Below are 25,984 nucleotides of genomic sequence, written 5' to 3'. Positions count from 1 at the left end.
AAGCCGCGCAAGCGCGCGCAAGGGCGGCGCGAAGCCGGGGATGGTGGTTCAGTTCAGAAACTGGCCGAAGCTTTCGGCGTGGTTGTCATTGCGTCCGTGCGGAAAGCCGAGAGGTTCGAGAGCCCCCACTGAAGTGGCCCGCCCTTATGATTGGGAAGCGGGCGCCCGGATGGACGCAATCCGGCGGATTAGCGCGACCGAGCGGACGTATTCCCGTTGGATGAAGAAGTATAGTGGAATGGGCGCGGAACAGCTCATGAGACTGGAGCGGCTCCCAAAAGCGAACGAGCGCGTTCGGAGAACTGGTTCTGACCTGGTTCTAGACAAGCTGGTTCTGAGGAATCCATGTGAAACGGAAGCAGAACTACACAGAGTTCATCGATGCGATGACGGACCCGTTCATTCTGCACGGCGCGCCTGCCTGCAATTGCTCCGGCGACGGTCCCGAGTTCATCGCGGAGGCCGTCATAGGTTGGATAAAGGCCGCCGGAGCCAAGACCGCGTATATCGAGCGAGGCTCGCTTTGAGAGAACGGATGCGGCGAAAGCTTCAACGGGTGAACGCGGGACGAACTACTGAACGGTGAAATCTTCCACTCGCTGCGCGAATCTCAGACCCTCATCGGAGGGTGGAGGAGACATTACAACATCGGACGCCTCCTCAGCGCACTGGGCCAGCGGCCGCCCGCCCCGGAAGCCACCGCGCCGATGGATCAAAGGCGAACCATGCGCCGACCCCGAACTTGCACTGCTCAAGTGGGGCCGCTTCAACCGCCATTGCGGGCTTCACAAAGATCCGGGCGCACCAACTACGGCTGTCGGAATACACCTCACGCCGACGCGCCCGTGCCCGCTTTGTCTTTGCTGTTTCTGCTTCCAATACGGGCCATCGGTGTGATGAGCGGCCGGCGAGCGTTCTGACCGCCCTGTCAGGCGATGGGCTGGCGGTTGGCGGATCAATAGACCTCCTCGTAGCGGGCGCATTGCGCCTGCGGGTCCAGACCGGCGACGAATGACGCCTCGCCTTGCTTGTGCTTGACGTAGAGATCGGCGAAGCCCGGAGGGAACCAGCCCGTGACCGTGTCGTTCGCCGCGAATATTTCCAGTGCCTCGTCCAGCGTGCTCGGCAGCCGTTTGTGGCCGCTGGCCGCCAGCGCCGCGGGCGAGAGGGTGGACAGGTCGGTCTGCGTGGCGTCCGGGGCTTCCAGCTCCTCGGCGATCCCCTGGGCGCCGGCATGCGCCAGCGCGGCGAGCAGCATGTAGGGGCTGGCCGCGGCGTCGGCGGCCCGATACTCGAAATGGAACTGGCGCGCCCGCGCCAGATCGGACAGGTCCGATACCGGGCAGATCCGGACCGCCGCCTCTCGGTCGCGGAACCCCAGATTGTTGTAGGCTGAGCTCCAGCGGTGCGGCGTCAGACGCAGGTATGAGACGACGCTGGGCGCGGCGATGGCGATGATCGCATCGAGATATTTCAGGATACCGGCGACGAATTGCCCGGCATGGCGTGACATCTCGTGCTTCCGTGCAGGGTCGTAGGTGGCGGGTTCGCCGTCGGCGCCGGACAGGCTGAGATGCACATGCACCCCGTTGCCCACCGTCTCCGGGCCGCGGATCGGCACGAATGTCGCCGCCTTGTCGAACCGCGCGGCGACAGCGTGCACCAGTTCGCGCAGGATGACGGCGTTGTCCGCGATGCGCAGGCCTTCAGCGGGGTCCATCGTCACCTCGAACTGGCCAGGGCCAAATTCGCGCAGGAAGGTGTCGGGCGCGATGCCGTTGCCGCGCATCGCCGCGATAAGGGCCTCGCCGAACGCGCGCCACTGCCGGAAACCGGCGCTGGAAAAGGCGCTGCCGGGGCGATCGGGCTCATGCCGGACCTGGAATTCATGCTCGAAAGTGCCGTTCAGCCTCAGACCCGAAACTTCGGCCAGCCGATCCAGCGCGCCGCGCAGGATGCTGCGCGTGCAGAATTCCCAAGGGCGGCCATCAGTATGCCGGATGTCGCCAAGAACAAGCGTTTCATCGGGCGCGCCCTCTTCGGGTAGGCGCAGCCGCGCCGAAGGATCAGGGATGAGAACCAAGTCTCCGAACGAGCCGAAGGGTGTTTCGGCGATCGTGTCGAAACAGGTGATCTGCACATTGGTCGGCGTCCAGCCGATGCCGCGTTTCAGCCGTTTGTCCAGTTGCGCGGCGGGAAAGGCCTTGCCGCGCACCTTGCCGGCGATGTCGCAAGTGCAGGCCAGAATCAGGTCTTCGCGGGTCATGAAGGTTCCGTCCGGTCCGTTGTATCCTGGGTGGGTTCGGCGTTCTGAAGCGATTCGAGGAGGGCGTCCCATTTCTCCATACGCTTTTCGGTGCGGCGCCAGTCATGTTCCGAGACAGTCACGATAAGCGTCTCCAGCACCGTGGTGACCGAGGCCATGGTGTCCGAGGCGGTGCCGATCTCGATCGGGACGGCGATCACATGGGTGCAATATCGCGCCGCCGGCGACTGCCACCGGTCGGTCAACAGGATGATCTGCATCCGGCAGTGCTGGCGCGCGGTCGCGGCCAGCCGGACGATCATGGGCTGATAGCGGCGGAAATCGAACAGCACCAGCACATCCTTGCGCCGCGCCTGCAGCAGCGCATCGGGCCACATTTCCGGGTCGTCGGCCAGGTGGTGGACTCCTGGCCGGATCTGGCGCAGATGCACGGAAAGGAATTGCGCCATGCCGTTGCTTATCCGACCGCCACGCAGATAGATTTCCCGGGTGGGGTCGGCCAGAAGGGCGGTCACGCTATCGATCTGCTGTTGCGGCACGATCCCCGACAGCTTGCCGCTCACCGAGCTGAACCTGTCTGAATAGGTGGCCAGAAAATTCGCGCTGGACGCGTCATCGGCGGTCACGCGCAGATCGCGGGGCGAGCGGCCGCCTTCGCGCAACTCGGCGATCAACGCCTGTTGAAATTCGGCGAATCCCCCGAAACCGAGGCGATGCACAAAGCGAGAGATCGAGGGCGGACTGAGTCCCGTCGCATCGGCCAGATGCTGGATCGGGTGCAGCGCGGCGAATGGGTAATCGGCCAGCAACGCCGCGGCCAGCTTGCTCTGACCGGCGGTCAGATCGGGCAGATTCCGGCGCAGGATGTCCTTGACTGTCATCGGCGTCTCCGGTCGGGGTCATCATAAAGGCGGAATGAAAGTAATTAGTCAAACGGATAATAAATCTTGACGTTTGTCGTGAAACTTTCCAATCCTACCGGCGCGTTCACAAACGGGGCGGGCATGTCCGAGATCTCAACTTCTGACGATGCAACGGGTCGTGCCGGCGTGCGGCCCGGGGCGACGTCGCGGCGTCTGTTGGGTGTCGGCGATCCTGCTCCGGTCGAACAGATCAACGGTGATGGCGCGGCCGGGCTGGTGCTGCTTTGTGAACATGCGGGGCGGGCGGTGCCGGCGCGTCTGTCGGATCTGGCGTTGCCATCCGCGGAAATGGACAAGCATATCGCCTGGGACATCGGCGCCGAGGCCGTGGCGCGGCTTCTGTCGCAGCATCTCGATGCGCCGCTGATCCTTCAGCGATACAGTCGTCTGGTAATCGACGCCAACCGTCCGTTGAGCGCCTCGGACTGTATTCCGGAAATCAGCGACGGTGTGGCGATCCCCGGCAATCGTCAGTTGAGCGAGGCGGATCGCCGTCTTCGATACGACGAGATTCACGCACCCTATCATGCCGCAGTTTCCGCTCTGCTGGATTCGCGGGCGCGGGCTTCGCGCCCGACGCTGCTGGTGACGGTGCATTCCTTCACGCCGGTGATGGCCGGGGCTTCACGCGACATGGCGGTGGGTCTGCTGTTCAATCGCGACCGGCGTCTGGCCGTGGCGCTGATGGACATGCTCGCCCGCATCGTCCCGGACGAGATTGTCGCGCTGAACGCGCCTTATTCGGTGGACGATGAAAGCGATTACTCGATTCCCGTGCATGGCGAGTCGCGCGGGTTGCCGCATGTCCTGATCGAATTGCGGAACGATCTCGTCGCCGATGCCGCTGGGCAGGGTTTATGGGCCGGTCGGCTGGCGGACGCCCTGCGGCGGATTCTTGACGAACCGGAGTTTGCCTCATGAGCTATCCGAAAACCCGACAGATCCCGCTTGATCGCGAACGCGCGGCGCTTCTGTTCATCGACGTTCAGAATTTCTCGGTGCGCCGCGATGGCGGCGAATTCAAGGATATACCGGATGAAGAGATCGCCGGCGCTTACGGCTACTATTTCGATCGCCTGCACAAGCTGGCGCTGCCCAACATGCAAAAGCTGCAACGCGGGTTCCGCAAGGCGGGAATCGAGGTGATGTACACCACCATCGAGTCTTTGACGCTGGACGGGCGGGACCGGGGGCTGGATTACAAGATCACCGGGTTCAACGTTCCAAAAGGCTCGCGCGACGGCAAGGTGGTGGACGAGATCGCCCCCGAGGGCGACGAAATCGTGCTGCCCAAGTCGTCGTCATCGGTCTTTGTCTCGACGCATATCGACTATGTGTTGCGCAATCTTGGCGTCAGTCAGATCGTGTTGTGCGGGGTTCTGACCGATCAATGCGTCGAATCCGCGGTGCGCGACGCCTGCGATCTGAACTATCTGGTGACGCTGGCGCCAGACGCCTGCGCGACCTACACGCAAGAACGTCACGACAATTCGCTTAGAGCCATCGCCGGATATTGCCGACAGGTGAATACAGACGACCTGCTGGCGGAGATCGGCCAACTGGACTGACCACCAGAGTATCAACCGAGGAGGAGATGATCATGACCATACGCAGAACGACGACCGCCCTGGCGGCGGGCGCGGCGCTGGCGTTCTCGGCCGGCGCCGTCGTAGCGCAGGACAAGGACGAGCTGCTGATTGGCGGCGCGCTGTCGCTAACCGGCATTCAGGCGCCCCTGGACACACCCGGCTTTCTGGGGGCCGAGGTGGCGGTGGACTACCTGAACGCGAACGGCGGCGTCATGGGTCGTCAGGTGAAGTTCGTGAATATCGACGGTAAATCCGATCCGGTCACCGTCGGCAATGTCGCCGTCGAATTGATCGACCGGGGGGCCGAGCTGATCGTGGCGCCTTGCGATTTTGACTTCGGCGGCCCCGCCAGCCGCGAGGCGCAGGAGGCGGGCCTGGTCGGCATCTCGACCTGCGCGTCCGATCCGCTCTATTCTTCGTGGTCGCTGGGCGACAAGCAGTTCACCCTGTCGATGTGGAACACCACCATGGGCGCGGTTGCGGCGAATTTCGCCTGCGAGGAGAAAGGCTGGAAGAAGGCCTATGTGGTCACCGACCAGTTCATCGCCTACACCAAGTCGCTGTCCAAGTATTTCATCGCGCATTACGAGGATATCGGCTGTGAGGTGATCCTCGAGGACACCTATACCAATGGCGACAATGATTTCTCGGCGCAGCTGGCGCGGCTTCAGGCGCTGGATGAGAAGCCGGACGTCGTCTTCCTGTCCTCCTACGGGCAGGATATCGGCGTGATCATCCGCGCGCTGCGGGAAGCGGGCATCGACGCGCCGGTTCTGGGCGGCGACGCCTATGACGATCCGGCGATGCATGAAGCGCTGGGCGAGAAGCTGGGCAACGATATCTATTTCGTCACCCACGCCTGGATGGGCCCGGAAAGCCACGACGACATGCCGATGTTCATCGACCTGTACGAGAAGAAGCATGGCGAGGCGCCGGAATCATCCTTCGTCGCGACCGGTTGGGACACCATCATGCTGATGGCCGCCGCAGTCGAAGCGGCGGGCTCCACCGATGGAGCCGCCGTCGCCAAGGCGCTCGAGGAGGGCGAGTTCGACTTGCTGACCGGCAGCCTGAGCTATTCCTCGGCCGCGGACGGTCACGAGCCGAACAAGGCGGCCGTGTTGACGGAACTGAAGAACGGCAAACCGTCCTTCATGGGCTGGCGTCGTCCCGAGACCCTGCCCAAGCCCTGATCCATCGTCGGGGGCGGCGGCCTCGCCGCCGCTCCCGGTTTCCAGGAAAGCGAACTGATGTTGGATAGCACTGCGGTCCCGTCCCGGTTGGAGATGACCGACGGCTCGGTCGAATTTTCCGGGTTGAAGGCGCTTGACCGTGTCTCTCTGAGGCTTGACGCCGGTGAAATCCTTGGGCTGATCGGACCCAATGGATCGGGCAAGACGACGATGATAAATGCGATCACCGGGCAGGTGCCGCTGACTTCGGGCGAAGTGCGGATGGACGGGCGCGTGATCTCCGGGCTCAGCCCGCGCCGGATCGCGCTGATGGGTGTGGCGCGATCGTTCCAGATCGTGCGTCTGTTCAACAACATGACAACGCTGGAGAACATCGAGACGGCGCCGCTGGCGCATGGCGAAAGCCGCGCGGCGGCGCGCGAGAAAACGGACCGGCTGTTGTGCGAGTTCGGTCTGGAGCGCCACGCCGACGATCTGTGCGGCACGCTCAGCTATGGCGACAAGCGCCGGGTCGAGATCGCGCGCGCCCTCGCCGCGGAGCCGAAGTTCCTGTTTCTGGACGAGCCCGCCGCGGGCATGAACCAGGCCGAGACGGACGCGCTGCTGGAGATCCTGCGCGCTCTGCCGGCCGAGCGCGGCCTCGGCCTGTTGATCATCGACCACGACATGAGCCTGATCATGCGCCTGTGTCGCCGCCTGCAGGTGCTTTCGTCGGGGCGCACCATCGCCGAAGGGTCGGCCGAAGAGGTGCGCGGCAATCAGGACGTGATCGAAGCCTATCTGGGAAGCGGCGCCGATGCTTGAAGTCACCGATCTGCATGTGCGCTATGGTGCGGTCCACGCGGTTCGGGGCGTGTCCTTCTCGGTCGCCGATGGCGAACTGGTGACGCTGCTGGGCGCCAACGGCGCGGGCAAATCCTCGTCGATCCTCTGTGTGGCGGGCGCCATCAAGGCGTCTTCGGGGCGTATCGTTCTTGACGGAAAGGATGTGACCAACGCCACGCCTGAGTCGATGGTGCGTAGCGGCGTGGCCACGGTGCCCGAGACGCGCGACGTGTTTCCAGACCTGACAGTCGATCAGAATCTGACTCTCGGCGCCTATCTCCGCCGGCGCGACCGTGATGGCGTGCGTCGTGACCGAGAACGCATGTTCGACATGTTCCCGCGCCTGAAGGAGCGGATCGAACAGCCGGCCGGCACCCTGTCTGGGGGGGAGCAGCAGATGCTTGTTGTGGCTCGCGCGCTGATGTCGCGGCCCCGCGTGCTGCTGCTGGACGAGCCGTCGCTGGGTCTGGCGCCGGCGATCGTCGATCAGATCTTCGAGATGATCGCGGGGTTGAAGGCCGAGAAGCTGACGATCCTTCTGGTCGAGCAAAACGCGCGCAAGGCGTTGCAGGTGGCCGACCGCGCCTATGTGCTGCGGCTGGGGCAGATCGCCGTCAGCGGCTCCGCACAGGAGATCGCCGCCTCGTCCGACCTGGATGCGCTGTATCTGGGAGGGTGAGGCATGGATTTCGCGATACAGTTCGTTATCAACGTGCTTAGTCTCGGCGGCGCCTATGCGTTGATGGCGCTGGGGTTGGTCCTGGTTTACGGGATCCTGAAACTGGTCAATTTCGCCTATGGCGAGCTGATCATGGTGGCGGGCTACACGATGCATCTGGTGGGCGGCTCGCCCTTGCCCTGGCTGGTCATGGCGGCCGTGGCGGTCGTCATGGCGATTCTGGCGGGGCTGGCCACCGACTACGTGGCGTTCCGCCCGGTGCGGGCCAAATCGGTGACCGCCGTGCTGATTACCTCCTTCGCCTTTTCGACGTTGTTGCAAAATGCGGCCCTTCTTTTCATCTCGCCTCGCCCGCGCAGCGTGCCGCTGCCGGAAATATTCTCACAGAGTGTCGTGATCGCCGGCATCCCCACGCCGATGCGCGACCTGATCACGATTGTCGCGGCGGTCGCGCTGTTGGGGCTTTTCGCCTTTCTCATGCAGCGCACGGTGCTGGGTATCGCCATGCGCGCGGCGGCCACGAATTTCACCATGGCGCGGATGTTGGGCGTGCCGGCCAACCTTGTCATCTCGTCCGCCTTCGCGATCAGCGGGTTTCTGGCGGGCGTCGTCGGTCTGCTGTGGATGGGCCGGATCGGCACCGTCGCGCCCGGCATCGGGCTTGAGCCGCTGCTGATCGCCTTCATCGCCACGGTGATCGGCGGCATGCGCTCGCTGCCCGGCGCGGTGATCGGCGGCTTCATCCTGGCGTTCATCGATACGACGCTGAACTACACCCTGTCGCAGGATCTGCTGAAGTTCCGCGACGCCTTCACCTTCAGTCTGGTCATCCTGATCCTTCTCTGGCGCCCCGAGGGCCTGATGAAGGGTCCCGCCAGCGGACAGCGGACCTGATCGTCATGACCAGAAATATCCTGACTCTCGTCGTACTGAGCGCGTTGATCGTGGCGGCGGCGCTGCTGGCGCAGGCCATGGGCGTCCGGCTCTATGAGCGGATCGCGACGACGATGTTCGTGTCGATGATCCTGGTGCTGGGCTTGCAGGTGTTCATGGGCAATTCGGGCATCCTGTCCTTCGCGCATATCGGCTTCATGGGGGTAGGGGCCTATACATCGGCGGTGCTGTCGATCCCCGAGCGGATGAAGGGCATGGCGCTGCCCGATCTCTATCCCGTGCTCGAATCCGTGCAGCTCAGCCCCTATGCGACGATCATCATCGGCGGGCTGGTGGCCGCGCTGGTGGCGGCGGCGCTGTCCTATCCGCTGATGCGGCTGTCGGACGCCGCCGCGGTCATCACCTCCTTTGCGCTGCTGGTGGTGCTGCACACCGTCATCACCCACTGGAGCGCGATCACCAACGGCCCGCGCACACTCTTCGGTCTGCCGGAGGCGACGACGCTCTGGCTGGCCTGCGGCGCGGCGCTGCTGGCGCTGCTGGGGGCGATGCTGTTCAAGGAATCGCGCACCGGGCAGCTTTTGCGCGCCAGTCGCGACGATGAGGTGGCGGCGGCCGCGATCGGTGTGAACATAGTGCAACTGCGCTGGCGGGCCTTCATACTGGCGGCGCTCTTCGCCGGAATCGGCGGTGCGCTGTGGGGGCATTTCGTGACCTCCTTCTCGCCGCGCGCCTTTTATCTGAAAGAGACGTTCCTGATCCTCAGCATGCTGGTGATCGGCGGCGCGAACACGGTGACGGGCGCCGTGATCGGCACGCTGATCGTGACTTTCTCGTTCGAGGCGCTTCGCGGGCTGGAGGCCGGCATAAATGAGGCCGGCGTGATGGCCGATCAGGTGATCGGCCTGACCGAGATCGTGCTGGCGCTGGCGATGATCGCGGTGCTGTCGCTGCGGCCCGGGGGGCTGTTCCCGACACGCGAGATCGGCGCGCTTCTTACGCGCAATCGTAAATCTGAAGGGAGGGCGAAATGAGCTGGAAAACCGCGTATCGGTCCTTTTACTACGAGACTGCGGAAGAACCCGAGGATATCTCGCTGGCTCCCGAGCGCACCGCGCTCCTGATGATCGACGTTCAGAAAACCTATCTCGAAGACAAGGACACGCCCGAGGAAACCCGCCGCTGGCGGCCCTTTTTCGAACGAATGAACGAAACCGTCATTCCTAACTGCGTCGATCTGATGGCGTATTGCCGCGCGAAGGGGGTCGAGGTGATCCATGCGCGTATCGCCTGCCATAAGCAGGATGGGCGCGACCGTTCGCTCAGCCAGAAGAAACCCGGCTTCAATTATCTGCTGCTGCCGAAAAACCGTGAAGATGCGCAGATCGTCGATGAACTGGCCCCCGAGGGCGACGAGATCACCGTGGAGAAAACCACCGACAGCGCCCTGACCGGCACCAATTTGCGGCTGATCCTGCGCAACATGGGGATTACTGACGTGATCGTCGCGGGCATCTTCACCGATCAATGCGTGTCCTCCACGGTGCGCAGTCTGGCCGACGAAAGTTTCGGCGTCGTCGTTGCGGAGGATTGCTGCGCGGCGGCGACGATGGAGCTGCATGAGGCCGAACTGCGCATCATCAACATGATCTACTGTCATGTCGCCAGCCGCGAGGAGGTGAAAGGCTTTATCCGCGAAGGCGCGTGATGGCGGATCTCTATGCTCGCGACGCGGCCGCGCTCTCGCGCATGTCGCATCTGCGCTTTTTCCCGCAGGCGGTGACCGGCGGAGAGGGGTGCTGGTTGACCTCCGACGACGGGCGGAAACTTCTGGATTTTTCGGGATCCTGGGGCGCGGTCGGCCTCGGGCACGCACACCCGGCGGTGCGCGAGGCGGTTGCGCGCGCGCTTTCCTCGCAGGCGGGCGCCAGTCTGCTGTCCTCGGCCACGCTGCCTGCTGTGGAACTGGCGGAGCGCCTCCTGTCGATCGCGCCCCGGCGTGCGCGCGGGCGGGTCTGGCTGGGTCATTCGGGGTCGGATGCGAACGAAACCGTCGCGCGCGCCGTGCTGGCGGCGACGGGCCGCACGCGCATCATCGCCTTCGAGGGCGGTTATCACGGCGGCACCGTCGGGTCGGTCGCCGTGTCGGGCCATCCGGTGCAGGACGCTTCGGCTCGCCTGCCGGGCCTCTCTCTGATCCCGTTCCCCAATCCACTCCGCGATGGCGGTCCTGAGGCGGCGGCCGAAAACAGCCTCGCGCGCCTGCGCGCGGTTCTGGACGCTGACGGCGCCGATGTGGCGGCGATGTTCATCGAGCCGATTCAGTCCGATGGCGGCATGCTGGTGGCGCCCGATGGCTATTTTCGCGAGGTCGAGGCGCTCTGCCGGCCGCATGGCGTCCTGCTGGTCTGCGACGAGGTGAAGGTGGGGCTGGCGCGCAGCGGCCGACTGCATTGTTTCGAACATCTCGGCGTCGAGCCCGATATCGTGGTGTTTGGCAAGGCGCTTGGCGGCGGCTTGCCGCTGTCGGCGGTGGTTGGTCCCGAAGCGGTGATGAACCACGCGGCCGCCTTCTCGTTCCAGACCCTGCACGGCAATCCCGCTTGCGCCGCCGCGGGTCTGGCGGTGCTGGAGACGATTGCGCGCGAGGGGCTGGCCGAACGGGCGGCAGAAACAGGGGACTATCTGGCCGGACAGTTGCGCGCGCTGCGGGACCGCCATCCGGGCGTCGTCGAAATCCGCGGTCACGGGCTGGCTCTCGGTATGGAGTTGGCGACGGGCGATGACCTGACTCCGGCGACGGAGCAGGCCGCGCTTAGCGTGTTCCGGGCGCATCAACTCGGGTTGGTGCTGTATTATGTGGGCGTCAATTCAAACGTGCTGGAGTTCACGCCGCCCCTGACACTGGAGCGGTCCGAGGTCGATCTCGGCGTCGAAATCCTTGACCGCGCCATGCGCGATGTGGCGGCGGGTGAGATCACCAAGGCCGATATAGCCGGTTTCGAAGGCTGGTAGCCGAGCGCTGTCAAGAATACGCCTGACCGCGTGACGCTGCCGGCGGACCGGCTCAAGGCCCTCGCTGGAGCGGTTTCGCCCAATGATCAATCCGGAGGGCGACGCGCGCTGATCGGCCGCCTCGCCGTCTCGAATGGTCGACAATGAAGCCCTTCGATCGCTAGTATCGTGGCGGCCGCGCCGACCGAAGGAAGCGACAGGAAGACAGATTGAGCCGCATTATCCAGATCACCGACACGCATGTCGTCGCGCCGCCCGCCCTCGTCGCGGAAAGGGTCGATACGCGGCTGGCGCTCGAAAGCTGCGCCGCACGCATCCGCGCGGCGCTCGATGAGATCGGGCCGATCGACGTGATCGTCGCGACCGGCGACCTCACGGATCGCGGCGGCGCTGCGGAGTTCGAGACGTTTCAGCGGCTGATCGCGCCCACCGGGCTTCCGGTCGTCGCGATCCCCGGTAATCACGACCGCCGCGAGCCGATGCGCGCGGCTTTCGCGCAAGAGCGTTTCATGCCGGAATCCGGGCCGATAGACTGGATGATGGACCTCTCGGACTTTCGGCTGATCGCGCTCGACACGCTGATCGAGGGCGAAACCGGAGGCGAATTATCGGCCCGGTCGCTCGACTTCCTGCGCGACGCGCTGGACGGCGCTGGCGCACGCCCGGTTCTCGTCGCGCTGCATCACCCGCCCTTCAAGACGGGGATTCGCTTCATGGACGAGATCGGGCTGAAGAACGCCGCTGCGTTCAGCGCCGCGCTCGAAGGGCGAAGCGCCGAGACCCGGGTGATCTGCGGGCATGTTCATCGCTACATAACAGGTATGGCGGGCGGCTGCCCGGCGATCATCGGCCCCTCGACCGCGCACGCCATCCCGGCGGATTACCGCCCCGACGCGCCGGCGGGTTTCGTGCGGGAGCCGGGCGGATTCCTGATCCACGAATGGGCCGGCGGCTTCCGATCCACATATGTCGGAAGCGAGCCGGCGGAAGGCCCGTTCCGCTTCGATGACGGCGTCGCGATCAGGCGGGCGCCGTAACGCTCGCGTAAGCGGCGGTTCGCCCGCCCGGATCAGCGCGGCCAATCCTGATCACCGGCGAGCAACTCCGCCCTTGTCGCGCGGAAATCAGACTCGATCCACAGCGACTCGATTTCTTCGAGCCGCGCTCCCAGCGCGGGCCCGGGGACGGCGCCGGCGGCGATGAGATCGGCGGCGGCGACGGGGAGGGTCGCGGCGGCGCCGCGCGCGATCTCGACGCGCCAACCGGCGGGCGGCGGCGCACCGTCAGCCGCCTCGATCAGGAGCGCATCGCGCGCCGCGTCCGCGCCACGCCGATAGGCGCGGGCGGCGGGTGGCGCTGGCGTCGCCAGGGCGGCGCGGATCCCGCGCAGCCGTGCGGCGTCGGCGCGCGAGAGCCGGAGCTGGCTCTCCGCCGCCCGCGCGTTGAGCGCGGCGAGGCGGCGGAGCGGGTCGGGCGCCTCACCGGCGTTCCGCTCCGCCGCGACGAGGCCATGAAAGGGCGCGGCGCCGGGGAGCACGACCCCGAGAACAGGCCCCATCGCTTTCAGCGCCGGCTCGGGGTCGGGCGCGCCGAGGAGTTTCAGCATCTCGGCCCCGATCCGCTCCTTCGACACCTGCGCGAGACCGGCGGCGGCGTCGATCGCGGCGGCGCGCCCGGCCGGGTCGAACGCATCGATTCCGAGTGTGGCGTGAAACCGGAAGAAGCGGAGGATGCGCAGATAATCCTCCATGATCCGCTCCGCGGGCGCGCCGACGAAACGAATCCGGCGCGCCCGGACATCGGCGAGTCCGCCGCCGAGCGGGTCGATCACGCGGCCCTCGGCGTCCGCGTAGAGCGCGTTCATGGTGAAGTCGCGCCGCGCCGCGTCGGCGGCAATGTCATCGGTGTATGAGACGACGGCACGCCGTCCGTCGGTCGCCACGTCGCGGCGCATCGAGGCCACCTCGAAACCACGCCCCGCGCTCGTGATGGTGACGACGCCATGCGCCAGCCCGGTCGGGTGCGCGCCGAGTCCACCCGCTTCGGCGAGGCGCATCGTCTCTTCTGGTCGGGCGGCGACGGCGATGTCGATGTCGACGGTTCCGTCCGCCCCATCCAGCAGCGCGTCGCGCACGCAGCCGCCGACGAAGCGTGGCTGGATCGGCGCCAACGCTCTCATGACCCGCGCCGTCGAAGGCGCGCGCAGCCAGCCGGGCGCGATCCGCGTCACTCCTCCTCGCCCGGGTTCTCGTCCGCGGCGAGACGGTCGGCGAGGCTCTTCAGCATTCCCGCCGTCGCGCCCCAGATATGTCGGCCGTTCCAGGGAATCGCGTAATATCGCCGTTTGCGCCCGCCCCATGTGCCGCTCAGCAGCTGGAGGTTGACGGGGTCCATCAGAAAATCCAACGGGGCCTCGAAGGCTTCCTCGACCTCCAGCGGCTCCAGGCGGGGCACGAAGCCCGGATCGACCATCCCCACGATCGGCTCGATCCGGAAGCCGGTGCCGGTCTCGTAAGGGTCGATCGGGCCGATCACTTCGACCGCGCCGGAGGCGAGGCCGATCTCCTCCTCAGCTTCGCGGAGGGCGGCGGCGACGGGGTCCCTGTCTTCGGGATCAATCTTGCCGCCGGGAAAGGCGATCTGCCCGGCGTGCTCTCGCATCGTTTCGGGCCGCTTTGTGAGAATCACCGAAAGCCCGCGTCGTCGCTCCACAAGCCCGCAGAGGATGGCGGCCGGGCGAAGCGGGCGGCTCCGGTTGACGCCGATCTTGAACTCCGGATCGAGATCGTAATCCGAACGCCGCGCGCGCGTGCGGCGCACGGCGCGTTCGATATCTGTGCGGGTCAGGGCGCGGCGCATGGCTTCAGATGCGACAGCGAGGCGTGGATGGCAAGACGGCGCGCTCACGCTTCCGGCGCCACCGCGTCGCCGAGGCGGATCTCGCCGGGCTCGATCACCTCTGCGGTCCAGCCGCCATGACCGCGCATGGCGTTGAAGCCGCCGAAGCCGAGCGCCCGCTCCATACGGCTGCACGGCGCGCAGGGGCCGGTCATTCGCAGGAGCGCGCCGCCGATGCGCAGCTTCGCACGGCGAAGCGCCGCGATGTTGATCCGGGAGACAACCAGGTTGCGCCGCAGCGTCTCCGGCGCGACGGCGTCGAGCCCCGCCAGTGCGGCGATGACCGGCAGGTGCTCAGCCTGGATCAGCGTCACGGCGCGCTTGCCGGGACGGGCGCGATGGTCGCCCAAGAGCCCCGTCATCTCGATGTGCGCCGCCTCGACCGCTAGCGGCGTCTCCAGCCGGGCCGGGCGAAGGCCGATCCAGTCTATCCGGCCGACGGTTGCATGGCGGTTGATAAGGTCGGAGAGGATGTAGGGCGGGTTCATCTCCGTCAGAGCCCGAGCTCGGACGCCGGACAGAAGGGGAAGAACGCGCCGCCGGACCAGACGCCGAACATGCGCGCGCCATCGACCGTCTCCACGGTTCCGGCCTCCACCAGCCGGTAATAGCTTTTCCGGTCGATCAGCGCCTCCAGATTGCGGCGGATCAGGACATAGGGCGAGGGCTCGCCGGTCGTCTCGGCGCGCGCGACACGGATCGGGTGGTCGGGGCCGGCTTCGGCGTCGTCTCCGACATTGGTGTGGAAGGTGAGGGTTTGATCGGCGCCCGCGCCCGCGACGGTGAAATCGACGGCGACGAAGGGCGCGTCCTCGACAGTGATGCCGATCTTCTCCACCGGCGTGACGAGGAAATATTTGTCGCCGTCCTTCCTGATGACGGAGGCGAACAGCTTCACCAAGGGCAGCCGCCCGATCGGCGAGCCGAGATAGAACCATTGTCCGTTCCGCGCGATCCTGATGTCGAGATCTCCGCAGAACGGCGGATTCCAGAGATGCACCGGCGGCGGACCCTTCTCGCCGCGCTTCGCCGCTTTCGAGAGCGTGCGGGCGAGATCGTCAGGAGCGGGTGTGGCGTCGTCTCTGTTCATTTTCACATCCTGGTGACTCGATTTCCCCTCCCGAACATATAGGTTCATGATGGCTGTCGCACTGGCGACCACGAAGCTAATGATGCCGGCGCCGGTTTTCGGGGCCGGGTCCGCGCCGTCTGGACGCGCTATATCATGGAGACCGCCGATGAGCGACGCGACCGACATCCTCCAGGAGATTGAAGCTGTCGGCGAGAAACTTCGCCTCGCCCAGGGCGAGATCGCGAAACGGGTGATTGGCCAGCCGGAAGTGGTCGATCTGACACTGAACGCGCTGCTTTCGGGGGGACATGCTCTCCTCGTCGGCGCGCCCGGCCTCGCCAAGACACGGCTGGTGGAGACGCTGGGCGTGGTCATGGGGCTCGACGCGAAGCGGATTCAGTTCACCCCCGACCTTATGCCCGCGGATATTCTCGGCGCCGAGGTGCTGGAGCAGGCGGCGAGCGGCGAGCGCAGCTTCCGCTTTATCGAGGGGCCGATCTTCTGCCAGCTCCTCATGGCGGACGAGATAAACCGCGCCAGTCCCCGGACGCAATCGGCGCTCCTGCAGGCGATGCAGGAGAAATTCGTCACCATCGCCGGAAGGCGGATGGACCTCGCGCCGCCATTCCATGTCCTGGCGACGCAGAACCCGATCGAGCAGGAAGGGACCTATCCGCTGCCGGAGGCGCAACTCGACCGGTTCCTACTGCAGGTCGACATTGCCTATCCGACCGTTGCCGCGGAGCGCGACATCCTGATCGCGACGACGACGGGCGACGAGGCGGAGGCGGCGCCGGTCTTTACCGGGCCGGAACTGATTGCGGCGCAGCGGCTGGTCAGGCGCATGCCGGTCGGCGAAAGCGTTCTGGAGGCGATCCTGAATCTTGTGCGCGCCGCCCGGCCCGGAGAGCCGGAGGCGCTGGATTTCATCGAACGCACGGTGAACTGGGGCCCTGGCCCGCGCGCCGCGCAGGCGCTCATGCTGGCGACGCGCGCGCGGGCGCTTATGGACGGGAGGCTCGCGCCCGATATCGACGACGTGATCGCGCTCGCCCGTCCGGCGCTTACGCACCGTATGGCGCTGACATTCGCGGCGCGCGCCGAGGGCGACAGCGTCGAGCGGGTGATCGGAGCGCTCGCCGCTCGCACGCTCGGAGAGGGCGCGGAGGCGGCGGCCTGATGGCGCCCGCGCCCCGTCCGCGCCACGCGTCCGCTCAGCCGCCGCCGGTGGAACGGGTCGGCGCGGGTTGGCTGCGCAGGGACGCGGAGCGGATCGCGGGCGCCTTGCCGCCGCTTCTGGCCGAGGCGGAGCGGCTGGCCGCCTCTGTCACAGCCGGTGTGCATGGGCGCCGCCGGGCCGGACCGGGCGAGACCTTCTGGCAGTTCCGCGCCGCGCAACCGGGCGACCCGCATCAGGCTGTGGACTGGCGTCGTTCGGCGCGCTCCGAGCAGATGTTCGTCCGCGAAATGGAATGGGAGGCTGCGCAGACCGTCTCGATCTGGTCCGACGACGCGCTGGCGATGGATTTCCGATCCGACCGGGCGACGCGCACCAAGGCGGAGCGCGCGGCGCTGCTGGCGATGGCGCTCGGTGTTCTCCTGATCCGGGGCGGCGAGCGGGTCGGGCTTCTCGGCGGCGACGCCGCGCGACCGGCGAGCGGCGAGACGCAGTTGATGCGGATGGGCGCGGTCCTGACCGGGGCGCGCGCGGAACGCCCGGATTTCGGCGTTCCGCCCCGCGCCGAATACGCGCGCGGCGGACGGGCCGTGTTCCTCTCCGATTTCATGGGGCCGCGCGAAGAGATATTCCCCAGCCTCGTTCGGGCGGCCGAGGCCGGGGTTTCCGGCGCCTATGTGCAGATCGTCGACCGGGCGGAGGAGACATTTCCTTTCGATGGGCGCCTGATCTTCGAATCGATGGGCCGCGACGTGAAGTTCGAGACCGACCGCGCGCGCGGCCTGCAGGCGGCCTATCGCGAGCGGCTGGCCGAGCGGCGACGCGATCTTGAACGTATGGCGCGGCGCTGCGGCTGGCGCTGCCTGATCCACCGCACCGACGAGAGTCCGCGCAAGGCGCTTCTCTGGCTTTACGCGACGCTCGCCGGGGGGCGGCGCTGATGCTGAATCTCGGCGCGCTGGCGTTTCTCAACCCCTGGCTTCTTGTGGCGCTCGCGGCGCTGCCGGCGCTCTGGCTTCTGCTCAGAGCGACGCCGCCGTCGCCGGGGCGGCTCGCCTTTCCGGGCGTGCGGCTGCTTCTCGGTCTCGAAGATCCGGAGAAGACGCCGCACCGGACGCCGTGGTGGCTTCTCCTTCTCAGGATGGTCATCGCCTCCGCAGTGATCCTCGCCTTCGCCGATCCGGTGCTCAATCCGCGCGAACGCCTGGCCGGAACGGGGCCGGTGGTCATGGCGCTCGACGGCGGCTGGGCCAGCGCTCCGGACTGGGAGGCGCGGCGCGAAGCGGCGCTGGCCGAGCTGGACCGCGCCGAACGGGCCGGCCGGCCGGTCTCCGTCCATATCCTCGCCGCGCCGCCGCCGGCCGAGTTCCGCCTCGATCCGCGTTCCGCCGCCGAATGGCGCGGACTTCTGGAGGGGCTCTCGCCGGCTCCCTGGGGGCCCCTCCGCGCGGAATACGCCGAAAAATTCGCCGGGATCGCGCCGCCGGGCGGGATCGAGACCATCCATATCACCGACGGGCTGGAGCATGGCGATAAGGGCGCGCTGGATGACGCGTTGGCCGATCTTGGCGCGCTCCGGGTCATCCGCCCGGCGCGCACGGCGCGCGCGATCTCGGCGCCGCGGCTGGAGGATGGCCGAATGCTGGTGAGCGCGCTTCGCGCCGAGATCGAGACGGCGGAAGTGGTGCTCATCGGCGTTTTCGGCCACGCGCCGGGCGAGACCGGCGCGGATTCCGGCGAGCGCCGCCTCGCCTCGATTGAAACGCTGATGGATGAAGGCGAGATGGCGCGCGCCGTCGAGATCGACCTGCCGCTGGAGCTTCGGAACCAGATCACCCGCGTCGCGATGATCGGAGAGGATAGCGCCGGCGCCACGGCGCTGACCGACGAGAGCGTGCGCCGGCGGCGCGTCGGCCTCGCCGCTGGCGGCTCCGACGAAGGCGGCTTGCGGTTGATTTCGTCGCTGCATTACCTCCGCACCGCGCTGGAAAGCAGCGCCGAGTTGGTGGAGGGCGAGATCGAAACGCTAATCGGGGCGAATCCGGACGCGATCTTTCTCGCCGATATCGGTCGGCTGACGGAGCCCGAGCGCGCCGCACTCGAAGCGTGGGTGCAGGCGGGCGGGCTTCTGGTCCGCTTCGCCGGTCCGCGGCTGGCGCGGGGCGCCGATCTCGCCGCCGGCGCCGCCTTGGGCGAGGGTGACGATCCGCTTCTTCCGGTGCGCCTGCGCGCCGGCGGCCGCTCGGTCGGCGGGGCGATGGCCTGGGGCGCGCCGCAGCGAATCCGTGAGTTTACCCGGGAGAGTCCGTTTTTCGGCCTGAAGGCGCCGCGCGAAGTCACTGTCTCACGGCAGATCCTCGCCCGGCTCGGCCCGGATCTGGCGGAGCGGACCTGGGCGACGCTGGAGGACGGCACGCCGCTGGTGACCGCCGCGCCGCTCGGCGCGGGCCGGGTCGCGCTCTTTCATGTCACCGCGAACGCGGAATGGTCGTCGCTGCCGCTTTCCGGACTTTTCGTCGACATGTTGCGGCGGCTGATCGCGATCTCGGGTGGCGGCGGGGCCGGCGAGGCGCCGGAGCCGGATGCGCCGATGCGCCAGGTCGCGGCTCTCGACGGGTTCGGGCGCATCGCGGCGTCGCCGGGCGATCTCGCGCCGGCGCCGGCGGCGCGGCTTGCGGAGCCGCCCGGGCCGGACGCGCCGCCGGGGCTATACGCCGGCGAGACGGCGCGCCTCGCCTACAATTTGTTCCCCGAGCCGACGCCGCCGACTCTCGCCTCCGCGCCACCGGGCTCGGCGGTGGTGGAGACGCTCGGCGGCAGAACGGAACGCCCGCTGGCGCAGTGGCTTCTCACGCTCGCGTTGTTTCTCTTTGCGGCCGATCTGATGATCGCGCTCTGGCTTTCGGGACATCGATTGCGCCTCAACCGTGGTGTCGGCGCGGCGGCGCTGCTGCTCGCGCTGCTCGCGACGCCCTACGCTGAAGCTCAATCGGCCGATCCCGAACGCGCGTTGATCGCCGCGAACAACACCGTGCTGGCCTGGGTTGTCACCGGCGATCCGGAACTGGACCGGATGTCGGAGGCCGGGCTTCGCGGCCTCAGCCGGGTGCTGGCGGCGCGCACAGCCGTCGAGCCGGTCGAGCCGATGGGCGTCGATCTGGAGCATGACGAGCTGGCGTTCTTCCCGGTCATCTACTGGCCCATCGGTGAGGGACAGCCGACGCCGTCGGCCGAGGCGTCGGCGCGGCTCAACCACTACATGCGCGAGGGCGGGATGATCGTCTTCGACACGCGCGACGCGCATCGCTCGCGCGAGGGCTCCGCCGCCGGGCCGAACGCGCGCGCGCTCCGTCGGCTTGTCGGCGCGCTCGACCTGCCTCCGCTGACGCCGATCCCGGAGGGCCATGTCCTGACGCGGACATTCTATCTTCTCGACCGCTTTCCCGGCCGCTGGACCGGGGGCGCCGTCTGGCTCGAGGCGCCGCGCGCCGCGCCGGAAGTCGATGGCGAAAGCGCGGGTCAACTGATTTCCGATCCGAATGACGGGGTCTCGCCGGTCATCATCGGCGCCGCCGACTGGGCGGCGGCCTGGGCGGTAAGCGATGCCGGGGATTTTCTCGCGCCCGTCGGGCGCGACAACGGCTTTCGACAGCGTGAAATGGCCTTCCGCTTCGGTGTGAATCTGGTGATGTACGCGCTGACCGGCAACTACAAGTCGGACCAGGTGCATGTGCCGGCGCTTTTGGAAAGGCTGGGGAATTGAACGCGGCGCTGGTCTTCGACCCGCTCGTTCCGCCGCTGGCGATCGCGTTGGCCGGTGGAATCGCGTTGGCGCTCTGCGCGCTGGCGGGCTGGCTCAGATCGCCCTCATGGGCCTTGCGCGCGCTCGCGTTCGCGGTGCTGCTTCTCGCGCTCGCCAATCCCGCCCTGGTGCGGGAGACGCGCCGCGCGCTTTCCGACATCGCCTTCGTCGTGGTGGACCAGACCGAGAGCCAGAGCATCGGCGAGCGCGCCGCCGAGGCGAAGGCCGCCGAAACCGACGTCCTGGCGCAGATCGCGGCGTTGAACCTGAGTGATCCGGACAATCCCATCGAGACCCGCGTGGTGCGGGTCAGGAATGAGGGCGGTCCGATCCGCGACCCTGGCACGCATCTGCTTGGCGCGCTCTCGGCGTCGGCGTCGGAAGTTCCGGCCGACCGCATCGCCGGCGCGGTCCTGATCACGGACGGGCAGGCGCATGACGTGGATACGATGGCGGATTTCCCCGGTCCGGTGCAGGGCTTGATCACTGGCGCGCGGCATGAACTTGACCGGCGGTTGAGCGTCGCCGCCGCTCCCGCTTTCGGAATCGTCGGCGAGAGAGCCTCGTTCCGCTTCACGGTCGAGGAGAACGGACCCGAGGCGCTGCTCTCGAAGCTTGGCCCGGCGCGTGTGACGATCGCGGTTGACGGCGAAATCGTCGGCGCGACCGAAACCGCGCCGGGGCGCGAGACCACGCTTGAGGTCGAGATCGGCCATGGCGGCGCGAATATCGTCGAACTGACCTTGGCGCCGGTGGACGGCGAGATCACGCTGCGCAACAACCGCGCAGCCTTCACCGTGAACGGTGTGCGCGACCGCCTGCGGGTGCTCCTGGTCTCCGGCGAGCCGCATTCCGGCGAGCGGACATGGCGGAACCTGCTCAAGGCCGACCCTTCGGTCGACCTCGTGCACTTCACCATTCTCAGGCCGCCGACAAAACAGGACGGCACGCCAGTTTTTGAGCTGAGCCTGATCGCCTTTCCGACCCGCGAGCTTTTCCTCGAAAAAGTCGATGAGTTCGACCTGATCATCTTCGACCGCTATCGGCGTCGCGGCGTCCTGCCCTCGCCCTATATCGCCAATATCGCCCGCTATGTCCGCGATGGCGGCGCGGTGCTGCTGGCGACCGGGCCGTGGTTCGCCGGGGTCGAAAGCCTCTATCGCACGCCGCTTGCGGATATCCTGCCGGTGAAGCCGACTTCGGCGGTGATCGAGGCGCCTTACCTGCCGGAGGTCACCGACGCCGGAGACCGGCACCCGGTCACTGCGGGACTGGACCGTTTCAACGGCGGCGAGGCCGGCGCGGAGCCGCGCTGGGGCCGCTGGTTGCGGCAGATCGAACTGGACCGACTTTCAGGCGAGGTGCTGATGACCGGGGCGGAGGAGAAGCCGCTTCTCGTCCTGGACCGGGTTGGCGAAGGACGGGTCGCCGTGCTGGCCTCGGATCACGCCTGGCTCTGGTCGCGCGGTTTCGAGGGGGGCGGGCCGCAGGCGGAATTGCTGCGCCGGCTCGCCCACTGGTTGATGAAGGAGCCGGAGCTTGAGGAGGAGGCGCTCTCCGCGGTGGCCGAGGGCGCGCGGCTGACGGTGACGCGCCGCTCGGTGAAGGAGACGCTGGAAAAGCTGGAGATCGTCGCGCCATCCGGGGCGCGGGACGTGGTCGACTTCACCTCGGTCGGGCCAGGGCGCTGGCGCGCAGTCTTCGAGGCCGACGAACAGGGCCTTCACCGGCTTTCCGACGGCGTGATGAGCGCCATCGCCGCGGTCGGCCCGCCCGCGCCGATCGAGTTCGAACGGGCGGTAGCGACGGGCGACGTGCTAGCGCCCCTCGCGACGGCGACGCGCGGCGGAATCACCTGGTTGGAGGACGGCGCGCCGGATATCCGCCGGGTTCGCGAGGGCCGCGCCGCCGCCGGTCGCGGCTGGATCGGGCTGGCCCGGCGCGGGGCCTATGCGGTGGAGGACGTGCGGCTGACCCCGCTCGCGCCCGGTTGGCTGATGCTGGTGCTGGCCGCGGGGCTGATGGTCGCCGCCTGGCGGGTGGAGGGACGGTAAGGAACGCGGGCTTGGCGGGGCGCCTCCGGGGCCGCCACGATGCCTGCGGCCGCGTTTCGCGCCCGAATGCGTCTCAGAGGTTTCGCGAAAGGACGAGGGCGTCGATCCTCGAAGCGCCACGCAGATAGTAGCGCGGGCGGCGGCCGGTCTGGGTGAAACCGGCGTTCCGGTAAAGCGCGAGGGCGGGCGCGTTGTCGGCGGCGACCTCGAGATGAATCGCCGCGCCGCCTGATGCGGCGGCGGCGATAAGCGCAGCGTCGAGAATGGTGGCCCCGAGGCCGGCGCGGCGGCGTTCCGGCGCGACGGCGAGGGTGAGAAGTTCAACCTCGTCGGCGGCGAGGGAGAGGAGCGCGAAACCGGAATCATCCTTCGCCGATACCAGAAGACCGGCTTTCGCGAGATTGCCGATCTCGGTGGCGCTCCAGCCGCGCTCCAGCGGCCCAAAGGCGGTTTCGTGGACCTTGGCGAGACGCTGGAGGCGATCCGGCGTCGGCGCGACGTCGGTTTCGATGGCGAAATCGCTCACGGCAGGATGGCGGGAGGTCCATCGCGCGCAGGCGCGGCGTTCACCGGGCGCAAATACCGGGGCGCGGGGCGCGGGGCGTCGCCGGCCCGGGCCTTGCGAAGGGCGACGCCCGCGATGGTGGCGAGGGCGGCTTCCTCGCCTTCGCCGCCGGCGCGGCCCACGCCGCCCGCGGCGATGAGCGCCGACGCGCCATCGCCGATCACCGCCGCGCCGGCGGCGCGGTCCGCGCCGGCGGCGGGGGAAAGCGTCTCCGCCGCGCCGGCCAGCGCGCCATTCACGAAACGGGCGATGTGGAGCGCGCCGCCGCGCGCGTTCAGCGCGACGCAGACCGGGCCGTCGCGCCCTTCGGCGAGCGCCTCGAGTCGGTCGACGCCGATCGCCCGCGCCCCGGTCGAGAGCGCGAGGCCGCGCGCCGCGGCGACGCCGATGCGCGCGCCTGTAAAATTACCGGGGCCGGTGGAGACCGCGATCAGCCCGATATCGCGACAGGCGCGACCGGCCTCGGCCAGGCAGGCTTCGATGAGAGGGAAGAGCCGCTCGGAATGGCCGCGTTCAAGACACTCCTCGCGCGCGGAGATCACGCGCTCGCTCTCGATGAGCGCCGCGGCGCAGCGTCCGGCGGCGGTGTCGATGACGAGGATGAGCGGCGACGCCGCCGGGTCAGAGCCCGACAGGGCGCACCTCGGTCACTTCGGGCAGATAATGCTTCAGCAGGTTCTCAATGCCCATCTTCAGCGTCATCGTAGATGACGGGCACCCGGCGCAGGCGCCGCGCATGTGGAGGTAGACGACGCCCTCATCGAAGCCGTGAAAGGTTATGTCGCCGCCATCCTGGGCGACAGCGGGGCGCACGCGCGTATCGAGCAGTTCCTTGATCTGTACGACGATGGCGGCGTCCGGCCCGTCATGTGCGGCGTGATCGGCGCGGGCGTCGGTCTCCATGACCGGCTGCCCGGAGGTGAAATGCTCCATTATCACGCCGAGGATCGCCGGCTTCAGATGCGCCCAGTCCTGATCGTCCTTGGTGATCGTGATGAAATCGGGGCCGAGAAAGACGCCTTCGACGCCTTCGACGGCAAAAAGCCGGCGCGCCAGCGGTGATACGCCCGCGCTCTCCTCATTCGGAAAATCCGCCGATCCGGTGGCGAGCACGGTCTGGCCGGGCAGGAATTTCAGCGTCGCCGGGTTCGGGGTCGACTCGGTCTGGATGAACATCGCGTCTCTCCTGAGTTGCGCTGCTAGATGTGGACCCGTCGGCCGACGAAATCAAGAATGATTCTAAACTGCGTTCAGCAGACCGCGTCGATCCTGTCGAGCGACATGCCGCCCGGAACGACGGTGACCGGCACCGTCAGCCCGCCCGCCATCCGCCCGACCAGCGCCGATACCAGCGGCCCCGGCCCATCGCCGCTGGCGCCGGCGCCGAGGACGAGGACGCCGATCTCCGAATCCTCCTTGATCTGGGCGAGCACCTCGTCCCGCGCGTCACCTTCACGGATCACGAACTCGGGGAGAACGCCGGAGAGAGCCTTAACCTCTTCGGCGAGCTGGCTGAGGCGTTCCTCGGCGGCTTCGCGGGCTTCTGCGCGCATCACCTCCGCCACGCCGATCCAGTGCTGGAACTCCTCTGGCCGGATCACGTAGAGCATCACCACCCCGCCGCCTGTCTTCGCCGCGCGCCGCGCGGCGAATCGGAGCGCGTTGGCGCATTCCGGCGTCTCGTCCACGACAATCATGAATTTCCGCAAGGCCGCGCTCCGCGACGGTTGTTCCGGCCGGTGAGGATGACGGAAACTCGAACCCGCCGCAAGCGGCGCGCAACGGGTCGGCCTCCGCCTTGATTCGCGCTTGCCGGGGGAGGCGCAGGGGGTGATGTTCGCGCCATGGCCAAGCTCTATTTCAACTATTCGACGATGAACGCCGGCAAGACCACGGCGCTGCTTCAGGCCTCGCACAACTATGTCGAGCGGGGAATGACGACATTTCTGCTCACCGCCGCTCTGGACGAGCGGGCCGGGGCGGGAATGATCGGATCGCGGATCGGGCTGAAGGCGCCGGCGGAGACCTTCGCCCCGGAGGACGACCTCTTCCGGCGGATCGAGGCGCGAAAGCGCCACGGCCCGCTCCATTGCGTGCTGGTCGACGAGGCGCAGTTTCTCGAGGAGGAGCAGGTCTGGCAGCTTGCCCGAGTCGCCGACGATCTCTCCATTCCGGTGATGTGCTACGGGCTGCGCACTGATTTCCGCGGCGCGCTCTTTCCCGGCTCCGCCACGCTTCTCGCCATCGCCGACAACTTGCGCGAGGTGCGGACGATCTGCTGGTGCGGCTCGAAGGCGACGATGGTTGTGCGGATCGGCGCCGGCGGCGCAGTCGAGGAGGAGGGGGATCAGATCGCGATCGGCGACGACATCTATGTCTCACTCTGCCGGCGTCACTGGCGCGAACGCCGGCTCGCGGGCGCATAGCGGTGAAGAGCGCCCCTCGGCCCGGCCCGCCCGCCAACAGGGCGCGGACAGAGATGGCGGCCGGCGGCCCCGCGGCGGCGAGAATGACCCCGGGATCCATCCCTCGATGATGCGCCGGAGCCCGAGTCTGGCCGATCCGCTTCGATCGCGGTCTACGCCTTTTCCGCGGCGAACTTCATCGCGACGCCGTTCATGCAATAGCGGAGGCCGGTCGGCGGCGGCCCATCGGGAAAGACATGGCCGAGATGCGCGTCGCAGCGCGCGCAAAGCACTTCCGTCCGGCGCATGAACAGGCTGTCATCCTGCTTTTCCTCGACAGCGCCCTCGTCGAGCGGCGCATAGAAACTCGGCCAGCCGCTGCCGCTTTCATATTTCGTGGCGGCGTCGAATAGCGGCGCGCCGCAACAGGCGCAGAGAAATTTACCCGGTCCCTTGGGAAAGCCCGGATGGCTTCCTGGGCGCTCGGTGCCGTGGCCACGCGCCACCTCATAGACTTCGGGGCTGAGCGCCGCCCGCCATTCGGCGTCCGACTTCACGATTTTCGTCATTGCCGCCATTCTCCCGCGATGTGTCATCATGCCGTCTTCGATCCCTATATATGTCGTC

General features: G+C 67.4%; 26 protein-coding genes and 1 pseudogene. 16 read left to right on the top strand and 11 right to left on the bottom strand.

Annotated elements, in window-relative coordinates; genetic code table 11:
- Positions 1–341: 341 nt before the first annotated feature.
- Positions 342–728 (top strand): annotated as a pseudogene (locus tag G5B40_RS21220) (integrase core domain-containing protein); the annotation flags it as partial.
- A 227-nt stretch (positions 729–955) separates the two neighbouring features.
- Here the strand turns inward: G5B40_RS21220 and G5B40_RS11375 are convergent.
- Entirely contained in the window at positions 956–2,266 is a 1,311-nt protein-coding gene (locus G5B40_RS11375) for a glutamine synthetase family protein (RefSeq protein WP_165098640.1), read from the bottom strand.
- A complete protein-coding gene (locus G5B40_RS11370) occupies positions 2,263–3,147 on the bottom strand; it encodes a MurR/RpiR family transcriptional regulator (protein WP_165098638.1) in 885 nt (294 codons plus the stop codon). Before G5B40_RS11370 ends, G5B40_RS11375 begins: the two co-directional genes overlap by 4 nt.
- Positions 3,148–3,213: 66 nt before the next feature.
- Between G5B40_RS11370 and G5B40_RS11365 the strand changes: the two genes are divergently transcribed.
- The 10 genes from G5B40_RS11365 (at position 3,214) to G5B40_RS11320 (ending at position 12,421) form a co-directional block, all read left to right on the top strand.
- A complete protein-coding gene (locus tag G5B40_RS11365) occupies positions 3,214–4,110 on the top strand; it encodes an N-formylglutamate amidohydrolase (protein WP_246209478.1) in 897 nt (298 codons plus the stop codon).
- Positions 4,107–4,757: a cysteine hydrolase family protein gene (locus G5B40_RS11360; RefSeq protein ID WP_165098635.1), complete on the top strand. Its 651-nt coding sequence runs from the start codon at positions 4,107–4,109 to the stop codon at positions 4,755–4,757. Before G5B40_RS11365 ends, G5B40_RS11360 begins: the two co-directional genes overlap by 4 nt.
- A gap of 32 nt (positions 4,758–4,789) precedes the next feature.
- Complete coding sequence (locus G5B40_RS11355) at positions 4,790–5,971, top strand: ABC transporter substrate-binding protein (protein WP_165098632.1); 1,182 nt, start codon at positions 4,790–4,792, stop codon at positions 5,969–5,971.
- Positions 5,972–6,028: 57 nt separating this feature from the next.
- On the top strand, positions 6,029–6,775 hold the full coding sequence (locus G5B40_RS11350; protein WP_165098630.1) for an ABC transporter ATP-binding protein: 747 nt from the start codon (positions 6,029–6,031) through the stop codon (positions 6,773–6,775).
- Positions 6,768–7,475: an ABC transporter ATP-binding protein gene (locus G5B40_RS11345; protein ID WP_165098627.1), complete on the top strand. Its 708-nt coding sequence runs from the start codon at positions 6,768–6,770 to the stop codon at positions 7,473–7,475. The genes G5B40_RS11350 and G5B40_RS11345 overlap by 8 nt, the downstream gene beginning before the upstream one ends.
- Positions 7,476–7,478: 3 nt before the next feature.
- Positions 7,479–8,369 carry a branched-chain amino acid ABC transporter permease gene (locus G5B40_RS11340; protein ID WP_165098624.1) on the top strand — a complete coding sequence of 297 codons (891 nt, stop codon included), beginning with the start codon at positions 7,479–7,481 and terminating at the stop codon, positions 8,367–8,369.
- A 5-nt stretch (positions 8,370–8,374) separates the two neighbouring features.
- Positions 8,375–9,403: a branched-chain amino acid ABC transporter permease gene (locus tag G5B40_RS11335; RefSeq protein WP_165098621.1), complete on the top strand. Its 1,029-nt coding sequence runs from the start codon at positions 8,375–8,377 to the stop codon at positions 9,401–9,403.
- Positions 9,400–10,077, top strand: coding sequence for a cysteine hydrolase family protein (locus tag G5B40_RS11330; RefSeq protein ID WP_165098618.1), 678 nt, complete (start codon positions 9,400–9,402; stop codon positions 10,075–10,077). Before G5B40_RS11335 ends, G5B40_RS11330 begins: the two co-directional genes overlap by 4 nt.
- Positions 10,077–11,384, top strand: coding sequence for an aspartate aminotransferase family protein (locus G5B40_RS11325; protein WP_165098615.1), 1,308 nt, complete (start codon positions 10,077–10,079; stop codon positions 11,382–11,384). Before G5B40_RS11330 ends, G5B40_RS11325 begins: the two co-directional genes overlap by 1 nt.
- A gap of 209 nt (positions 11,385–11,593) precedes the next feature.
- On the top strand, positions 11,594–12,421 hold the full coding sequence (locus tag G5B40_RS11320; RefSeq protein WP_165098611.1) for a phosphodiesterase: 828 nt from the start codon (positions 11,594–11,596) through the stop codon (positions 12,419–12,421).
- A gap of 32 nt (positions 12,422–12,453) precedes the next feature.
- Here G5B40_RS11320 and G5B40_RS11315 read toward each other — a convergent pair whose 3' ends face one another.
- The 4 genes from G5B40_RS11315 to G5B40_RS11300 all read right to left on the bottom strand — a co-directional run bounded on the left by G5B40_RS11315 (position 12,454) and on the right by G5B40_RS11300 (position 15,372).
- Positions 12,454–13,563, bottom strand: a complete 1,110-nt coding sequence (locus G5B40_RS11315) for a CCA tRNA nucleotidyltransferase (protein ID WP_179961569.1) — start codon at positions 13,561–13,563, stop codon at positions 12,454–12,456.
- Between the two features lie 47 nt (positions 13,564–13,610).
- Positions 13,611–14,204, bottom strand: a complete 594-nt coding sequence (locus G5B40_RS21215; protein WP_246209477.1) for an NUDIX hydrolase — start codon at positions 14,202–14,204, stop codon at positions 13,611–13,613.
- An 83-nt stretch (positions 14,205–14,287) separates the two neighbouring features.
- Positions 14,288–14,770, bottom strand: a complete 483-nt coding sequence (locus tag G5B40_RS11305) for an MOSC domain-containing protein (protein WP_165098605.1) — start codon at positions 14,768–14,770, stop codon at positions 14,288–14,290.
- Between the two features lie 5 nt (positions 14,771–14,775).
- Entirely contained in the window at positions 14,776–15,372 is a 597-nt protein-coding gene (locus G5B40_RS11300) for a DUF1285 domain-containing protein (protein ID WP_165098603.1), read from the bottom strand.
- A 148-nt stretch (positions 15,373–15,520) separates the two neighbouring features.
- On the opposite strand from G5B40_RS11300, the gene G5B40_RS11295 reads away from it, so the two are divergent.
- Genes G5B40_RS11295 through G5B40_RS11280 form a run of 4 tightly spaced genes read left to right on the top strand, consistent with a single transcriptional unit; the run spans position 15,521 to position 22,387 of the window.
- Positions 15,521–16,534, top strand: a complete 1,014-nt coding sequence (locus tag G5B40_RS11295; protein ID WP_165098601.1) for an AAA family ATPase — start codon at positions 15,521–15,523, stop codon at positions 16,532–16,534.
- Complete coding sequence (locus G5B40_RS11290) at positions 16,534–17,472, top strand: DUF58 domain-containing protein (RefSeq protein ID WP_165098598.1); 939 nt, start codon at positions 16,534–16,536, stop codon at positions 17,470–17,472. The genes G5B40_RS11295 and G5B40_RS11290 overlap by 1 nt, the downstream gene beginning before the upstream one ends.
- Positions 17,472–20,294: a DUF4159 domain-containing protein gene (locus G5B40_RS11285; protein ID WP_165098596.1), complete on the top strand. Its 2,823-nt coding sequence runs from the start codon at positions 17,472–17,474 to the stop codon at positions 20,292–20,294. The genes G5B40_RS11290 and G5B40_RS11285 overlap by 1 nt, the downstream gene beginning before the upstream one ends.
- Positions 20,291–22,387 carry a hypothetical protein gene (locus G5B40_RS11280; RefSeq protein WP_165098594.1) on the top strand — a complete coding sequence of 699 codons (2,097 nt, stop codon included), beginning with the start codon at positions 20,291–20,293 and terminating at the stop codon, positions 22,385–22,387. The genes G5B40_RS11285 and G5B40_RS11280 overlap by 4 nt, the downstream gene beginning before the upstream one ends.
- Positions 22,388–22,460: 73 nt before the next feature.
- Here the strand turns inward: G5B40_RS11280 and G5B40_RS11275 are convergent, their stop codons facing one another.
- The 4 genes from G5B40_RS11275 to G5B40_RS11260 all read right to left on the bottom strand — a co-directional run bounded on the left by G5B40_RS11275 (position 22,461) and on the right by G5B40_RS11260 (position 24,661).
- Complete coding sequence (locus G5B40_RS11275) at positions 22,461–22,913, bottom strand: GNAT family N-acetyltransferase (protein ID WP_211907320.1); 453 nt, start codon at positions 22,911–22,913, stop codon at positions 22,461–22,463.
- Entirely contained in the window at positions 22,910–23,494 is a 585-nt protein-coding gene (gene tsaB / locus G5B40_RS11270) for a tRNA (adenosine(37)-N6)-threonylcarbamoyltransferase complex dimerization subunit type 1 TsaB (RefSeq protein WP_246209476.1), read from the bottom strand. The genes G5B40_RS11275 and tsaB overlap by 4 nt, the downstream gene beginning before the upstream one ends.
- Before the next feature lie 79 nt (positions 23,495–23,573).
- Positions 23,574–24,128 carry a NifU family protein gene (locus tag G5B40_RS11265; RefSeq protein ID WP_165098592.1) on the bottom strand — a complete coding sequence of 185 codons (555 nt, stop codon included), beginning with the start codon at positions 24,126–24,128 and terminating at the stop codon, positions 23,574–23,576.
- 74 nt (positions 24,129–24,202) lie between these two features.
- Positions 24,203–24,661, bottom strand: coding sequence for a universal stress protein (locus G5B40_RS11260; RefSeq protein WP_165098590.1), 459 nt, complete (start codon positions 24,659–24,661; stop codon positions 24,203–24,205).
- A 135-nt stretch (positions 24,662–24,796) separates the two neighbouring features.
- Between G5B40_RS11260 and G5B40_RS11255 the strand changes: the two genes are divergently transcribed.
- On the top strand, positions 24,797–25,378 hold the full coding sequence (locus tag G5B40_RS11255) for a thymidine kinase (RefSeq protein WP_165098587.1): 582 nt from the start codon (positions 24,797–24,799) through the stop codon (positions 25,376–25,378).
- A gap of 152 nt (positions 25,379–25,530) precedes the next feature.
- On the opposite strand, the gene msrB is transcribed toward G5B40_RS11255, so the two are convergent.
- Positions 25,531–25,926 carry a peptide-methionine (R)-S-oxide reductase MsrB gene (msrB, locus tag G5B40_RS11250; protein WP_165098585.1) on the bottom strand — a complete coding sequence of 132 codons (396 nt, stop codon included), beginning with the start codon at positions 25,924–25,926 and terminating at the stop codon, positions 25,531–25,533.
- Between the last annotated feature and the right edge of the window lie 58 nt (positions 25,927–25,984).

The organism is Pikeienuella piscinae, from assembly GCF_011044155.1.
GTDB lineage: Bacteria > Pseudomonadota > Alphaproteobacteria > Rhodobacterales > Rhodobacteraceae > Pikeienuella > Pikeienuella piscinae.
The sequence above is the reverse complement of the archived record's forward strand: the minus strand, read 5'-3'. Positions and strand labels throughout refer to the sequence as shown.